Raw genomic sequence first — 14,797 nt, forward strand, 5'->3', positions numbered from 1 at the left:
GTCAAATCTCAGTGGAAATTATGCGCCTACACGTGTCACTTCTCAGTGGAAATCAACAGCATATGGGGCATTTCTGCCGTGATCTCGGTGACCTCAACACCGGGCAAGACGGTCTCAGCCAGATCGTGGCGCAAGGTGGCATCTAGATGCAGGATGGGAAGCTTTGCCAGCGCCGGATCGAACTGGTGCAATCCCATGACCTTGATCGCCTGCACCCCGGTTTCCGGATCGGAAGGCCGCAACACGATCCGCCCGTCCTGCTCGGCCTCACCCGCGAGCAAGCGTTCCATGGCCAGGAACAGCGCTTCGCGCGACACGGATTTCTGGGCGGCCTTGCTGAGTTCGAAGCCCTTTTTCCGCTCCGACTGGTACATCCCTGGGCGCAATCCGGGATCGACGCGCAGCTGTATTTCCAGTGCACGCGCCGTCGCACAATCGGAAACGCTCAAGCCTTGGTCCAGTAGAACTTGCCGTGACAAGGGGCCGCGCCCGTTCGCCTGCAAGGCATCTGCCGCTTTGTAGCGCAGGGCAAAAAGGGCGGCCCATGCCTCGGCTTCGTGATCTGCGTCGCCCGAACGCTGCTCGTCGACGGCATCAGGGTGACGCAGGTCGTGGAGATAAAGGCCCGTTTCCTTGACGGATCGAACCCAGCAGCCTTCGTCGATCACCACCAAGGCCAGTTTCTCGGGTGAGATGGGCAGCCCCGTGTAAAGTGCGTCGTAGGCCGCCAGCACAATGTCAGCCTTTTCCACATCCTCGCGGTTCCACTGTTTCGGGCAGAGGTTAAAGGCATGACATTTTCCGCCGCTTTTGCGGAGGCAGGTGTTTGGGAACACCGGCAGTCCGGCCTTGGTGGCCATGCGCACCATGTCGATGTCCTGACACATGATCTCCTTGCGACCGGGTTGCTTTGCCTCATAGCCACGATGCACAGCGACTTTGAGATCGCCCTGCTGCCATGCTTCTGCGGATTCGTCAGCCAACGCCAGCGAGGGGGTCACGATCAACAGGTGATGGGGCAAACCCTTGGCCTTCAAGCGTGCCTGCAGTTCCAGCAAATGACGGCGCGAGACGGCGGTCTTGCCCAATCCCACGCTGGCCCGAATGCCGATGCGCGGGGCGACATCCTCTTGGCTGTTCGCGTGCCAAGCCTTGGCCCTCGTGGCAAAACGACCGATCACCGCGTCCAGACGGGCGCGCGCAACTTCCAATGGCAGCCCCGGATCAACGACAACGGGTTGCACCTCTGGCAGTGGGCGCGCCGGAAGCCTCCCCGTCTTCGCCAGTTGCAGCTTGTCCTTGACCTTGCGCAGTGCATCAGCCAGTCCGTATCCGACCTGCCCATCCTTTTTGCCCCGCGTCAGATCGGTGGTTTCCGTAAAGCGTGCCCAGACCCGGTCCGCCAGTATATTGGCGTCGGGCGTTCCCCCTGCGTCTATGGCATCCCAAACCGCATGATAGGCGATGGTGGAAAGCCAGCTGTCGCGGTGGTCGACGACCTGGCCCGCGCCGTTCCGGACCGGGGCAACGCCCGCAACCGGACTCGTATTCTGACCGGCACCACGCCGCGATCCCGTTTCTTCTGCGGGGAACAGGGCTGCCCCCTCGGCCAGAAATGCCTCGATGTCGCTCTTGCGGACCAGCGGCAGTTGGTCGAACACCAGATCCATCGGTGTCTCGCCCAGGGGCCAGTCGTAAGGCTTTTGGGTCACCGGATGGATGCCGAAGGCCACGAACTGCTGGCCCTGGGCCAGAATCTGGACCTGCGGGACTTCCATTTTGGCAAATGGCTCGTCCGTCCGGTACAGCAGCAGGTGCTTCGGCCACCGGCCGACCCGCATCAGCGTCGGCCCGAACCGTTTGAACGCCGTGGCATGCCAGCCATGGGCGCGATCTGCATCCAGCACATCGATGTCGATGGCCACCAGCTTGCCCGTGCGCAACCCGATGCCGTGATGGGGAAATTCGCGGGACCACGCCTCGATCTGCGCCGCATCGATGAGCACGGTGTTCCAGCCCTTGGCCACAGCTTCCTTGGTGCGCGGTTTGATAGGCAGGGGCTCGTAGCCCATTTCCAGCAAGCGGGGGGCCCAATCGCGATAGGACAAACCGGGCTGGTCCCCGACAGGTGGTCCTGTCGCAGGCAGGGAAGCAAATTCGCGGCCCATGGATCAGCCGCCCTTCCGCCGTGCCGCCTGTTCCCAAGCCTCAACATCGCTCAGAGCGTAGCGGACCTGCCCGCCGATCTGATGCCAGGCGGGGCCGGTGCCCATCGCCCTCCAGCGGTCGAGGCTGCGCGCGCTGATCGACCAGCGCTGCGCCAATTCTTGAGGTGACAGGAAAGAGTTCTGCCGGGCATCCAGCGACATCATGGCCGGACCTCCGCCATATCCGCTTCAAAGCGGCTGTCGCGGTAGATCGCAAACAACTGCGTGCCATCAGCGGTTTCGCCCGCGCTTTCCACGCGGTAATCGCATTCGGCCTGGACGATCTGCGCCAGTTCCCAAGCGCGATAAAGTCCGGGCAGGCGCATCAGTTCTGTCGGATCGGTCTCAGCATGCATGAGGACATCCCCCCTCTGCCACCGAGGTCTTCGGTGACTTCTGCAGGGGAAAAGCCAACCTAAATCCAGTTTTGGGACATCAGCCGTCGAGATATTTGCGCAGTTTCTGCACGGCACGCTGATGCCGCTTGCGACCGGCTTCGGGGGCAACACCCAAACTGATTGCCGCCGCCTGTTGCGTGTGCCCCAGAACCGCGACCCCAAGCAGCAGGTCGGCGTCCTGACCGACAAGAGGTTCCAGCCGAAGGCGCAGTCGGGCGGTGTCGGCATCGGCATCGCCCATGTCCGGGGCAAAGCCAAAAACCGAACTGTGGCTCGGCGCAGGCATGTCGTCGGTCAGATCAAGCCGCGAACCAGCGGCCAGCCATTCGCCCGACAACTTGCGCCGAATGTCGCGTTCCGCATTCATCAGAATGGTCGCGGCGATCTTGGTCACCTTGTCCAGATCAATCGTGCGGATTCCATCGACGACGCGCGCGGCAATTTCTGCCGCCAACTCGTCCGGATCGGTTTTGAAATGCCGAAGCAACCTGCCGTAGATCGCATCCATCCCTGGCCAAAGGGCCAGCAGTGCCATCAGCAGGCTGGTGTCGCCGCTGGAGGCTTCGGACTTGGCCTCGTGGCAAAGTGCCCGCAGCACTTCGTTGCGGGCGAGAAATTCCTCACCTGCACCCGATTGGAAGGCCAGCAAGGTTGCCGGGTCAGAAAAGCGCGTTAGTGCGTCCTGTCGCGCCCTGATCTCGCGAAAGCCCTGCTGATGTTTGAAACGGTTCAGATCACGAACCATCCCGCGATGGAGTTCGCACCATGCCCTGCGCATGAGACGCCTGCCTCACGGCCGGGCGTCTCGCGCCTCCCTCGGGCCAGTTCGGGCGTCACGCGCCTCTGGATGTGAAGGAAAAACCGGTCAGGCCAACGCCCGACCGGATGGGGTCAGACGACGCTTTTCTGATTTAACGTCTTGCACTCGCGGCAGATTGCCCGAACGGGCAGACTCGCCAGATATTCGTGCCCTCCGCCGCCCCGCAGGTGGATCTGGCCATCTCGGAAAACGCCAAGCAATTTGCGGCAGTGCTTGCAGCGCCACTCATTGTGGCTGTGGCCGTGGCTAAGGGAATTGGCCTGGCCGCCGAAATGGCGTATTGATGGTGTCGGGGTCTTGGGGGCAAATGTCGTCATTTGGGTGCTCCTCGTTGATGGAGCCCACCCATTGAACAACCGAATCATCGACCGTCTATTCCCCCAATCATCGACAGTTCATCGATGACCCCCGCAACTTTGACGTTGCTTGATCGCGTTAGTTTGTCTTTATCGACCACCAGCCCTGACCAACATCGTCAAGATAGTCCTTAAACACGGGCCAACGCTTAGCCCCAAGCATCTGCTGAAGGCTCATCGACTTCGAACCTTCAATCAAAGTGCTCGTCTTAACAGCGGTGAGCCCTTTCTTCTTTGCATCGACAAGAAGACGGAAACATCGCACCTGCTGTCCACTAAACAGCGCCAAATCGGGCATTCCAGGTGCATGAAGAGTTCCTGATTCCCCGTCCTCGCTTTGAATGAGGGTAAGCGCTGAGCCACCGAATGCGAGGCCCATGTTGGCGCGAAAGAAAGTCTCGACGAACGCGGCATCAACGGTTTCAAATGCTGCAGAAGGGTCAGATGTGTGGGGAATGGTCATAATGATATTTGCGGCGATGCATTTCCACCCGGGATCCTGACCGCAGAACACGATGCCCGGTCCGGCTCCTGAACGCGCGCGAAGTCGTGCTTCGGCGTCGACGAACCATTTTTTGTCGGCCAAACCGCGTGCCAAGTAGCAGGGAACCTGTTTTTCATCAATCAACATGCTGCCGACAAAGAACAGCCTCGGCGTGATCTCTTGCTTCCCACTGATAGGCAAAATGGTTTGAAACGCCTCTACGATGCGTTGTTCAAGCCATTCAGTGGCGATAGCGTAATACGTTCGGTCCTTCGCAGGCGGAAAATCGTCGTGGTCGTTTTCAATTACAACATCTTCAACTCCTTTCCGGACGATAAATTTGGCCTCGAGCAGGCGGTCGGGGTCGACGTTTCGCTCAGAGAAAAACGTTGCGGGAACTGTGTCTGCGTCTTGCTCGTACAGTTCCAGCAGCAGCGATAGAAAGTCCCCGAGTTCACCAGCGCTCAAATCCTTGAATGGCTGCTGGATGTTCCATTCGGTCAGTAGGGTTCGACCGAGCCTGCGAATTTCAGGGTCCGGAATACTTAGAAGATTGCACCGATTTCGATCCGAGATGGTGATCTCCAGAAAACTTGAAGGTTCGGATTCTTTGCGCCGATACTGCACTGCGATGACGACATGAGAAATTCCAGAAGCGCGCTGCATCACGCGAGCGGGAAAGAGGTATCTTTGCGCAGTCACCTCGATCTCGTCACCGAACGGAACCGAAAGTCGAATCCGCTGATTCCAACGCGCGAGTCGCATTTCGATTTCCAAAAGTGCAGTTCTCTCAATAACAAAACCCGACACCGTTGGAGGATCAAGCTCAAGTGTCCGAAAAAACCGGGAAAGATCGTAATTCACCCATGTAAGCGGCTTCAACGAGACATTATGGCCTAAGACCTCTATTGCAAAGCTCTCTGAGACCACCGCGCGTTCAGGTGCTGTGTCAGCACATATTTCGATCCTCTGCTCTGCAGGGGTGTAAATCAGCAAGACCTCTTTTTGTGGTCTTAAAAACCGGAGGCGTCTGCCGCCGTTGTTCAAGTGTTCGGCGATTCCAGTTATGTCTTTTGGAATTCGAACAATTAAAAGCACGGATGCTTTGTATGAATCCGTTTCGGGGAGATCAACGACGCTAAGGCCGCAGTCGACGGGCAATTGCAGACGTCTTTTTACGGCACCAAGAAACTTGTCGAGTGGCATGGCTGCCCCATCAACTGGTTTAGGGTGATCCAGCTCTACATCAAAAGCGCTGTAGAGCTTCCCGTCCCGCCAAAGCCTTGCATTTCGGAAACTTACTCCATCGTCAAAGACTCTGCGATGAAGAGCATGAACATGCAGTGCAACGGCGAGTTCACCACGCTGAGCATAGGCGGCGTCATACTCTTCGTTGGTGAGCTTCTGACCGGCAATAGTCTTGAGAGCAGTGGGTCCTTTCCCATCTGCTAGAAGCAATACCCTCTGAGCTTCCATCTCGACTGGAAGAGTCATCTCGGATTCCAACGCCAAGACGGTTTCGATCAGGAACTCCCGTGCATCCTCAGTGTCTTGCTTTTCCAGCGCCCCAAGTGGGTCCGCAATTGCTGAAGCCATCGCAGAGAAATTCTCATCACCCTGACAGAAGAACTGCAGGAGAGCTTCAGGCGGCGCATTCTCAATGACTGACCGCAGGGAACGTAGGCTACGTTTAGATGTTGTGGCCATCATTTGCTCTCGACGTCGGCGCGAAGACCAATATTCTCAGCATGAGGTAGGATTACTCGCCCTTCAATTGAATTCATCAATTTTTGAATCCCAATGTCCCATTCAGGCGGGCCGAGTGGCTTTTGGATTGCAGACGAACCCGAAGTGGACCTGCCATGAAACGCCCTAACCCCCTGCACCCGGAGCTGATGTCCCCCGCCGAACGCCGCGCGGAACTGTGCCGCCTGCTGGCGCTGGGTCTGGTCCGCCTGCAAATGCGAGACGGGGGTGAAGATACTGACAGCACTGGAGAATTTCCGCTACACTTCCCGCGCGAACAGAGCGGTAGTCGGGGTGCAAATGACTGGAGACCCGCATGACCCCTGATCCCATCCCCGCACGCCTGGCGGCGCTGAAGACCGCGACCACGCCGGATCTGAAGGCGCAATGGCGCGAGCTATTCGACAGCGAACCGCCACCGTTCAACCGCCGCTATCTGGAAAGCCGCCTGGCCTACCGCATTCAGGAACTCGCCTATGGCGGGTTGAAGCCGGAAACCATCAAGCGGCTGGAACAGCTGTGCGAGGAGTTGGATGGGGGCGACAGGAAGAAGCGCGCCATGCGCCTCGACCGAGATCGACCCATCATCGGAACGCGGCTGATCCGCGAATGGCAGGGGGTGGAGCAGGTTGTCACCGTGACCCAAGGGGGGTTTGAATGGCAGGGGCGGCCCTATCAGTCGCTCTCGGCCATCGCCCGCGCCATCACCGGCACGCGCTGGAACGGCTGGGTCTTCTTCGGCCTGAAAAATCACCGGAGGGCGGCATGAACAAACCCGTTGTCCGCAAACTGCGCTGCGCGGTCTACACCCGAAAATCCTCGGAAGAAGGGCTGGAGCAGGAGTTCAACAGCCTGCATGCCCAACGCGAGGCCTGTGAAGCCTACATCGCCAGCCAGCGGTCCGAGGGGTGGGTGCTGGTTCGCGACCAGTATGACGATGGTGGCATATCCGGCGGCACGCTGGAACGCCCCGGCCTCAGACGCTTGCTGGCCGACATCGAGGATGGGCTGGTGGATGTGGTGGTGGTTTACAAGATCGACCGCCTTTCCCGCTCGCTGATGGATTTCTCCAAGCTGGTCGAGGTCTTCGACCGCAACGGCGTGACCTTCGTTTCGGTGACGCAATCGTTCAACACCACCACATCGATGGGACGGCTGACGCTGAACATCCTGTTGTCCTTTGCGCAGTTTGAACGCGAGGTGACCGCCGAACGCATCCGCGACAAGGTCCGCGCAAGCCGGATAAAGGGAATGTGGATGGGGGGCTGCCCGCCGCTGGGCTATGTCGTGCAGGACCGGAAGCTGCTGATCAACGAAGGCGATGCCGCCCATGTCCGCTGGGTCTTTGCCCGGTTCATCGAAATCGGGTCTGGCACCGTGCTGGCGCAGGAACTGGCCGAACGGGGTGTCACCACTGCCCGAGGCCATCGCATCGACAAGAAGTTCATCTACCGGATGCTGAACAACCGGGTCTACATCGGCGAAGCGGTCCACAAGGGCAGCAGCTATCCCGGCGAGCACAAAGCCATCATTGATCGCGACACATGGGACAAGGTCCATGCCATCCTGACAGAAAGCCCGCGGAAGCGCGCCAGCAACACCCGCGCCGACACACCCGCGCTGCTGAAGGGGCTGCTCTATGGTCCCGATGGTGCAGCGTTTTCACCGACACACACCCGCAAGGGCGGGCGGCTCTATCGATACTACGTAAGCCAGACGGTTCTGAAGCATGGCGCGGGGTCGTGCCCCATCGGTCGCGTGCCAGCGGGCGAGATCGAGGCCACTGTCATCGACCAGTTGCGCGCCGTGTTCCGCCAGCCGGAGATCATCGCTGGCACATGGAAAGCGGCACGCGCGCAAGACGGCGATATCAGCGAAGCCGAGGCCCGCGAGGCACTGACGCAACTGGACCGGTTGTGGGACGAGCTTTTCCCCGCCGAACAGGCACGGATCGTGGCGCTGATTGTCGAACGGATCGACATCGGCACCGAGGGGTTGAACCTGCGGCTGCGCGTCGATGGGCTTGCAAACATTGCCCGCGAGATGTCCGCCCAAGCGCTGGAAGCCGCAGAATGACCCGAGTGCAGTCCGAGATCCTCACCGTGCATGTGCCGTTCGCCATCCAAAAGCGGGGTGGGAGGAAGGAAATCGTCCTGCCCGAGGGGGCCCCGAACCGGCGACAGCGCATCGACAACAGTCTTATCAAGGCGCTGGCGCGGGCCTTTCGCTGGCAGCGGATACTGGAATCGGGGGAGTTTGCCACCATCGGCGATCTAGCCGCGCGAGAGGGCATCGCGCCGTCCTACATGACGCGGGTCATGCGGTTAACGCTGCTGCCACCGGAAACGGTCGAGGCGATCTTAGAAGGGCGGCAAGGGGCGGAGGTGACGCTGGCGGGGATGTTGGAGGGGGGCGACGCGGAGTGGAAGGTGTAGCCTGGATACTTTTGTTGTATGCGTGGACCATCCAAAGCCAAAGCGAGGTTCGTTTGGCCAAGTTGAAATTTTTATTGATTCCCCTTTCTGCTCAGTCGGTTTGACATTTCATCCATTCATTTTGACGCATAGGCCATTGTATTCGTAGGATATCTTGTTGCGTTCCTTGCCATCGCGGACCATCAGGCAGGAAGCGATCCTTCGCGTCAGGAGGCTATGGAGACGACAGTAACATCAGCCAATTTATTCGCAGCCGATTCCGTCGCCGTCACGGTCCAGACCATATATGTCTGTGCCGATCACTCTGACTGGGCCCTGCACGTAGGCTGGGCCATTTCCGCGACCGCCCGCACAATCAACATCGCTGGCAATGGGGACACAAGGGCTGTAATTTGGGTCACATTGCTGAGCCCGAATAGGTGCAGCTGAAATCAAAAGCAACGCCGAGCTCGCCAAGACACGAAGTGGCGCGCTGCGCCGACTTGTACAACAGACCGATTCTTTGCTGGACCAATCGAACTTTTCGCCAATAAATTCAAGAAATTCCGCCATGTGGATACTCCAGAGCAACAAAGAGATTTTTCAACTTTGAGTGGAAGTGCGCCGAAAAAAGACTATTATAGGGCAAACTCTGCGTTGCCTCATACATCTTGAGATTGCAATATATTAGTTTTGAGGTTCAGTCATAACCTGGTGTGTCGACTTCACCGAGAAGCGACCAAACTCGAAAGGCGTGACCGCGCCACGATGACCGCGCTTTTCTCGGACGATACGTATTACTACGCGAAAGCTTGGGAGTAATGCCTTTCGAAACGTCGGAATTTGCGGGTAAGATCTGGTTAGGGTCGCCATCACGGCTTGAACACAAACTTCCGGTGAAACTCCAAGTAAGGGAACTGCTCCGGGCGGAAAGGGCCAAAGCTGGTTGTGGGTTCGATACCCCAGCGCTGAAGCGTGTCAGGGTCAAGCAGCGACGAGACAAGCAGCTTCCCGTCGTCTGTTGCGCTGATGAAGCCGCGGTCAAAGAGATGGTCCATGTGGGGGCTGAGCAGCAGCCCATTGTTCCCGTCCAGCTTTTCGAAATCAGTGGATGCCCGCCATGGCTTTATGTGGCTAGCCCGGAGGTGTTGGAGATGCTTCAGACCGGTTAGTCGGCAGGCCTTCTCGAAGCCTTCAAGGTTCTTGCGATAGACCCCCTGGCCGCGACGCGACTGGACAAGCTGAAGCTTCTGCGTTTCCCCGATGTCAGTCCGGTTCTTGATTTCGGCTGAAACCGTGGCTTCAACCTCGTCTTGGACAAACTCTTCGGCGGCTTCAGGAAGTTCCAGCGCTGGCGCGATATTGGCCCACTGAGCACCCAACAGGTCGATGATCGCACCCGCCATGTCGTCGGGGATTTCGGCCAGATAGGCGCCCTGGTTCCCGTCTCCGGTGGATTGGATCGGTGAATACTTTTTGGGAAGGAACGGCTCGATCTTTGCCATATGGTCTTTTGGGCGCAGCGGCTTTGGCAGATCCTTGAACTGGACGGGCAGCTTCCAGCCGTCATTGCCCCAGGCGTTTCCTGCTGCACCAAACTCGGACGGCTTGGGCAAGAGCAGTGCACGGGCCTCGCAAACGCCTACGGCCTTGATCTGCGCGTCGGCGAAGGCGAAAACGATATCGCCCGGGCGGGCACGCTGCATATTGTCGTAGAATACCGACGGGCTGCCGTTCGATTTTGTCAAAGGCGACCACAAGTAATTTCCGGGCACTTCGTGCTTGTAGGTTTGCTTGTTGTTGACCCACCAGTAGGTGATCGCCTTTTGCGCCCCATCTGCAAGGTTGGAAGATGCATCCTCGATGACGACGAAGCCGAGCGATCGCAAAAGGGGAGCTACTGTTGCTGCCCCACCGCTGAACTCAGAGGCGAGTAATGGCTTTGACCCAGGTGAGATCGATCCATGGGCGGCGCCGACGATGGCCTTTGAGTCGTAACGTTTGCCATCGTGAAGCAGGAAGAACGAACGCGCAGGCAGAAAGCCATAATTGGCAAGAAACTGATCGCGGCCAAGTGCATCGTATTCACTGATTGCAGCCAAGACTGCCGAACGAGTTACGTCAGAGAACGCCATGAAAAAGCTACCTATGCTAGGCAAGGGACTAGCCGTCATTCTTGACCGGTGCACAGGCGCAGTGCAATCCGCGAACGCAAAGACAGCCGCTCCCAATGATGGTTAGTGCGGCATGGCCGATACCACCGTCGGCAATGGATGCAATGCCGCAATCTTAAGGTTAGCTACCCGCCCTTTGCAATCTCCGGATCGACGTCGCACACGGCCCGTTGCCGTCCTCCGAGAGGAACTTACGCTGCTATGCAGCATTCACAAGACCGGTCGTTCGCGGCAGCCAACCTTATTTCTTGCGTAGCGCATTGCGCCTTTTTTTCTTGGCGAGCACCGGGGTGTTTGCGACTGGCGGCGGACCGAATACAGTGAAGTTCATGGTCGAGAACAGTGTCTCGGCTGAGAGTTTCCGATCGAATAGGAAATAAGGAAGCGCTTCTGGTAGGTTAGTCTTATGCGCGCCTGGAAAGCCAATGCTGATGCGTGGGGAGTTCCCGTCACCGTCGTCGTCGTAGTCGACGAACTTCCAACTGCGGAGCAGACGGATATCTTCATGCAGTACTCGCTGGTCACTGTGCTTGCGCGAAACAAGGTCTGCGTTGACGGACAGCCCTGTCGATAGCATGCCGGGCTTGTCGAGCCCAAGCGCGAGATCGGTGTTGTCGAGCAGCCAGCCAAGGAATTGGCGCGTCATGCGCGGGAGCAGTTCAAGCCGGTCGATGAACCCATTGAGCGCTGCCTGTGCCTCTTCGCGGCTGGCGAAAAGCCCGCCGCTCTCGTCGTAGGCAAACAGCAGCGAGGCGTCGCTGCGTTCCACGGCCGGGCGGTCTTCGACCACTCCTCCGAGCGAGGTCGCGAACTTGCCGTCGATTGCCACTTCGAGCTCGACGGTGATCCGCTGCAGTTCCGCGCGCAGCTTCTCGTAGACTGCGCGGATCGTGTCGATTTCGCTGCCAATAATCCGGCTTGCCAGTTCGGTCATCCCGATAATGTTAGGGTGCTCAAAACCGACCCGCTTCGCCTGCGAGGTATCGAGCTGATACTTCGCCTGACGCTCGCCGATGACCAGGACGTAGATCTCATCGTAGAGAGCTGCGTCCGCAACGGTGATCGCGTGAAGCGTCTTGTTGATTTTCTGCGAACTTGCCTGCGAGGTCACTTGGAAAGCACGCTTGATGGCGCTGGTGGTATCGCCGAGATCTAGCCCCGGCGCGTTGCGGCGGCTCTCGTTGAGGTTCACGAGGTTCGCCTTGTAGATTAAATTTAGCAGTTCCTTGAAGAAGTCCTCGAGGATACGGTTCAGATCGGTATGTCCAAGCTTGCTACGCGCACGCACTCGGCTCGAGATTGTATCGAGATCGTCGATGATCGGGCCGATGAAAGCTCCGCGTGCAGTCATAAGAACGAACTCCTCAGGTGATGACATAGACAGGACACCGAACCCTCTATGCGAGAGCACCAACTACCAAAATGGGGTTTGTCGTGTAGCCGACATATTTGGAATACTGTGCTGCCTGTATTTGCAGGGATTTTCAAAGAACTCGACGTCTAGGACCGACGGTGGGGTAACCCTCCCCGTTTTAACGGGTAAGATTGCTAGGAGGCTCAAGTGGAAGCGTCTCTTGCGTTTTCCGCTAGAGCCTTTGATGCATCACCCACCTGAATGACAGAGCGACTCGATCTAAACAAACCTGATACCTGATCTGCACGTCGTTGCTCCTCGTGATCCTCTTGCCATTCCCAAACAAGGCATCCAAGCTCGTCGATAGGGTTGCCGGTCTGGATACAATCGACGATCACGTACCAGTGCGAGCTTTTGGTATCGTACTTGTGCTTCCTGCCAATGCTGCTCGCTGCTGCGCGTGATTTCTCGCTCAAATGGTCAACTACAACGTAAGTCAGGCCTCCGGCCGTGGTTGGGATCGAAAATGCCTTAAGCGCCTTCCCTGCAGCTACCTCTTCTCGAAGTTGGGTGATATGCGCGGCCATGTCGCGAAGCATCTCGCTTGAGAAGTCGTACAGATCGACCACAACTGCGGCGATTTCTGGCCCCTTTGACCTCAACTCCCTCAGGAGATCGGTGACAATCGGAACATCGAAGCGCTCCAGGATCCCTTTCGGGCGGATACCCTCCACCCCCACATCGAAGGGCATCATGAAATCGTCGACCGGCTGCGCGTAATCCCTGTCGATGGCCAGACCTTGGAACTCATCCGGCAGGGCCAGCTTGTGCGTCAGGTGGAAGCCTATGAAGCAGTGCTCACTTTCCGACATGACTTGGTCGTACAGGTCCGAGCGGCTCTTCAGGTAGAAGATCATGTCGATCGGGTTCGGAAAGAGCCGGGCGGCACAGTCCAAGACGCCAAGATCCCAGATGACGGGCGCAATCTCTTTCTCGCGTTCTAGAAGGCTACGGGCCAGCATGGTTACCGCAGGAAAGTGGTCACTCAGGACCACCATCGGGAACAACCGATTCACACGGCGCACCTCAATCTTGGTTCCGTCAGGCCGAACGCAGGTGGCGCCCATTCTAATCAACCGTGCGCACGTCAGCGCCTGGCCGTATGGGGCCTGGATAGCGTCACGGAAATCCCGGCGCAATGCGGCCTTGTCACCGGCCCGAGCCTGCATGGTGATCCGCTTAGACTTCGCTTGGACAACCAGCACGAACTCTCCGTATGTGACGAGGATGTCGATCTCACCCGCCTTGTCCTTCGTCCCATTGTAGAGTGTCACGTTCTCATGGACGTTCTCCGGCCCGAACACGGATCGAAGGATGTGCGCCGCGGTAGACTCAAGGAAAGTGCCGCGGTTAGTCTTCGCGATTTCCATGTAGTTCTCATCCCGCAACATCCAGTAGAATGGGCTCTCATAAAGCGTTTCGAAGAGCCGATACTGATTAGGAACGTAAAGGAAATCGCCTATCCGAACGATCGGGCAGATCATGGTCTCGTTCATCGCAAACGGATCCGTGAAGCCCAGGTTGGACGCGTTCACATCGATCGCGAACAGTAGGTCAAACGCGTCCGCCTTGCCCTTGAACTTTCGTCGAAGGTCCGCGAGCGGGATCATTAGGCTGTTGGTCAGGTCACCGCTATTCAGAGCCGTGCCCGACTTACGGAGGTGACCGACCACTGACATCTGTCGGTTGATCTTGTCCGAGATGAACCGAGCGATTTCGATCATCGGGAGGATAGAGATACCCTTATTTCGCAAAAGCCAGTCGCCGTCGCGCCGGTATCTTTGCCGTATGAACGGTGGGAACTGATGGAGATAGAAGCTTTCTGCAGCGTAATAAATAGCTTCGCGGGCCATCGGACCGACAACATCGAGAGGGTTCTCAACCTCAAGCAAGTTTGCGGGCAGCGCAGACTTGACGTCGATCATGACGCGATTGTGAAGCTCCCGAAGAAGCCGGTCAGCCTCCGACATGAAAACCGAGGCGTCCCCGAGCACCGTATGTGTTCGATCAGACTGAGACTGGACTGCCAATCCCAGCAGGAGCATCAATTCCGGCTTGTTTAGGCGGGAAGTCGACCAACGGTGCTCCGGATCATCGACAACGGTTCGCTCTTGCGTGTCGATCGTATAGACCCAGTCGCGGAAGATGATCTCTGAAATGCCGTGTACTGCTCCGTCTGAGGTCGCAAGGCTACGCAAGTCTGCAAAGATCTCCGCTGAAGGACGCGGCTCTGGTTGAAAATCGGTCATTATCCTTTCCCCCATTGCCGGCCCCTGAATATCTCCGATTCTGGATCGGATCAGCACTCGCAACATAGCGAATTATAACAGATTCGGCGTGCTCAGCCGCCGCGAAATCACACCATCCGCAAACTGCTCGAATGACAGGTCGTCCAGTTACGCTGCGGTTGCCACGTCGCGCTGCCTTCGGACAGCTTTCCTCAATCAGGGCCAGCACGGGTGCTGTCAGACGAATGCGAACCAGTCTCAGCTTCCCCAACCCCAGGTTCGCGTCAGGCCACTAGAAGACCGCGCCACTCGGCGAGAGCGGCGGTGCGGTAAAGTTTGAAATGTTCGCGGTTTTGGAGATGGCGCTCCGTTGGAAAATGGTTGTGGATTGACGCATGGATCGAGGCAAATTTCTGGAGGGTTCGCATCCGCCTGAACCGCAGCATCGCCCGTTCTCGTCGCCGGAATGGCAGGTGTGAATTCTCAGCCCGATTGTTCAGCCAGCGGCCTGTCTCGCGGTCATCGCCGCGGCCCAATTCCTTCAGGGCAGCGCCAT

Annotated in this window: 13 protein-coding genes; 3 read left to right on the plus strand and 10 right to left on the minus strand. The window is 58.0% G+C overall.

Annotated features, from left to right (window positions below):
• Window positions 1-35: 35 nt before the first annotated feature.
• From IE095_RS17805 to IE095_RS17830, 6 genes are all read right to left on the minus strand, one after another.
• Complete coding sequence (locus IE095_RS17805; protein ID WP_189413562.1) at window positions 36-2,072, minus strand: bifunctional DNA primase/polymerase; 2,037 nt, start codon at window positions 2,070-2,072, stop codon at window positions 36-38.
• A 99-nt stretch (window positions 2,073-2,171) separates the two neighbouring features.
• Window positions 2,172-2,372, minus strand: a complete 201-nt coding sequence (locus IE095_RS17810; RefSeq protein WP_229804892.1) for a helix-turn-helix transcriptional regulator — start codon at window positions 2,370-2,372, stop codon at window positions 2,172-2,174.
• Window positions 2,369-2,563, minus strand: a complete 195-nt coding sequence (locus tag IE095_RS17815; RefSeq protein ID WP_189413564.1) for a hypothetical protein — start codon at window positions 2,561-2,563, stop codon at window positions 2,369-2,371. The genes IE095_RS17810 and IE095_RS17815 overlap by 4 nt, the downstream gene beginning before the upstream one ends.
• 79 nt (window positions 2,564-2,642) lie before the next feature.
• A complete protein-coding gene (locus tag IE095_RS17820; RefSeq protein WP_189413566.1) occupies window positions 2,643-3,383 on the minus strand; it encodes a sigma-70 RNA polymerase sigma factor region 4 domain-containing protein in 741 nt (246 codons plus the stop codon).
• Between the two features lie 113 nt (window positions 3,384-3,496).
• On the minus strand, window positions 3,497-3,742 hold the full coding sequence (locus IE095_RS17825) for a hypothetical protein (protein WP_189413569.1): 246 nt from the start codon (window positions 3,740-3,742) through the stop codon (window positions 3,497-3,499).
• 118 nt (window positions 3,743-3,860) lie between these two features.
• On the minus strand, window positions 3,861-5,972 hold the full coding sequence (locus IE095_RS17830; RefSeq protein ID WP_189413571.1) for a hypothetical protein: 2,112 nt from the start codon (window positions 5,970-5,972) through the stop codon (window positions 3,861-3,863).
• A gap of 355 nt (window positions 5,973-6,327) precedes the next feature.
• On the opposite strand from IE095_RS17830, the gene IE095_RS17835 reads away from it, so the two are divergent.
• Genes IE095_RS17835 through IE095_RS17845 form a run of 3 tightly spaced genes read left to right on the plus strand, consistent with a single transcriptional unit; the run spans window position 6,328 to window position 8,446 of the window.
• Complete coding sequence (locus IE095_RS17835; RefSeq protein WP_189413573.1) at window positions 6,328-6,780, plus strand: DUF2924 domain-containing protein; 453 nt, start codon at window positions 6,328-6,330, stop codon at window positions 6,778-6,780.
• Complete coding sequence (locus IE095_RS17840) at window positions 6,777-8,087, plus strand: recombinase family protein (protein WP_189413575.1); 1,311 nt, start codon at window positions 6,777-6,779, stop codon at window positions 8,085-8,087. The genes IE095_RS17835 and IE095_RS17840 overlap by 4 nt, the downstream gene beginning before the upstream one ends.
• Window positions 8,084-8,446 carry a hypothetical protein gene (locus tag IE095_RS17845; RefSeq protein ID WP_189413577.1) on the plus strand — a complete coding sequence of 121 codons (363 nt, stop codon included), beginning with the start codon at window positions 8,084-8,086 and terminating at the stop codon, window positions 8,444-8,446. The genes IE095_RS17840 and IE095_RS17845 overlap by 4 nt, the downstream gene beginning before the upstream one ends.
• 851 nt (window positions 8,447-9,297) lie before the next feature.
• On the opposite strand, the gene IE095_RS17850 is transcribed toward IE095_RS17845, so the two are convergent.
• The 4 genes from IE095_RS17850 to IE095_RS17865 all read right to left on the minus strand — a co-directional run.
• Window positions 9,298-10,560, minus strand: a complete 1,263-nt coding sequence (locus tag IE095_RS17850; RefSeq protein ID WP_189413579.1) for an HNH endonuclease — start codon at window positions 10,558-10,560, stop codon at window positions 9,298-9,300.
• Between the two features lie 280 nt (window positions 10,561-10,840).
• Window positions 10,841-11,950 (minus strand): SMEK domain-containing protein, encoded by a 1,110-nt coding sequence (locus IE095_RS17855; protein WP_189413581.1) that lies wholly within the window; start codon window positions 11,948-11,950, stop codon window positions 10,841-10,843.
• A gap of 206 nt (window positions 11,951-12,156) precedes the next feature.
• Window positions 12,157-14,262 carry a hypothetical protein gene (locus tag IE095_RS17860; protein WP_189413583.1) on the minus strand — a complete coding sequence of 702 codons (2,106 nt, stop codon included), beginning with the start codon at window positions 14,260-14,262 and terminating at the stop codon, window positions 12,157-12,159.
• 263 nt (window positions 14,263-14,525) lie between these two features.
• Window positions 14,526-14,797, minus strand: a 272-nt coding sequence (locus IE095_RS17865) for a DDE-type integrase/transposase/recombinase (RefSeq protein WP_189413585.1), incomplete at its 5' end; no start/stop codon positions are given.

This window comes from Neogemmobacter tilapiae, assembly GCF_014652215.1.
In the GTDB taxonomy this organism is placed as follows: domain Bacteria; phylum Pseudomonadota; class Alphaproteobacteria; order Rhodobacterales; family Rhodobacteraceae; genus Neogemmobacter; species Neogemmobacter tilapiae.

Bases quoted from the DNA above. Each gene is read 5' to 3' on its own strand.
- IE095_RS17810 (WP_229804892.1), bottom strand. From the start codon at position 2,372: ATGATGTCGCTGGATGCCCGGCAGAACTCTTTCCTGTCACCTCAAGAA.
- IE095_RS17805 (WP_189413562.1), bottom strand. From the start codon at position 2,072: ATGGGCTACGAGCCCCTGCCTATCAAACCGCGCACCAAGGAAGCTGTG.
- IE095_RS17830 (WP_189413571.1), bottom strand. From the start codon at position 5,972: ATGGCCACAACATCTAAACGTAGCCTACGTTCCCTGCGGTCAGTCATT.
- IE095_RS17815 (WP_189413564.1), bottom strand. From the start codon at position 2,563: ATGCATGCTGAGACCGATCCGACAGAACTGATGCGCCTGCCCGGACTT.
- IE095_RS17840 (WP_189413575.1), top strand. From the start codon at position 6,777: ATGAACAAACCCGTTGTCCGCAAACTGCGCTGCGCGGTCTACACCCGA.
- IE095_RS17860 (WP_189413583.1), bottom strand. From the start codon at position 14,262: ATGACCGATTTTCAACCAGAGCCGCGTCCTTCAGCGGAGATCTTTGCA.
- IE095_RS17845 (WP_189413577.1), top strand. From the start codon at position 8,084: ATGACCCGAGTGCAGTCCGAGATCCTCACCGTGCATGTGCCGTTCGCC.
- IE095_RS17850 (WP_189413579.1), bottom strand. From the start codon at position 10,560: ATGGCGTTCTCTGACGTAACTCGTTCGGCAGTCTTGGCTGCAATCAGT.
- IE095_RS17825 (WP_189413569.1), bottom strand. From the start codon at position 3,742: ATGACGACATTTGCCCCCAAGACCCCGACACCATCAATACGCCATTTC.
- IE095_RS17855 (WP_189413581.1), bottom strand. From the start codon at position 11,950: ATGACTGCACGCGGAGCTTTCATCGGCCCGATCATCGACGATCTCGAT.
- IE095_RS17835 (WP_189413573.1), top strand. From the start codon at position 6,328: ATGACCCCTGATCCCATCCCCGCACGCCTGGCGGCGCTGAAGACCGCG.
- IE095_RS17820 (WP_189413566.1), bottom strand. From the start codon at position 3,383: ATGCGCAGGGCATGGTGCGAACTCCATCGCGGGATGGTTCGTGATCTG.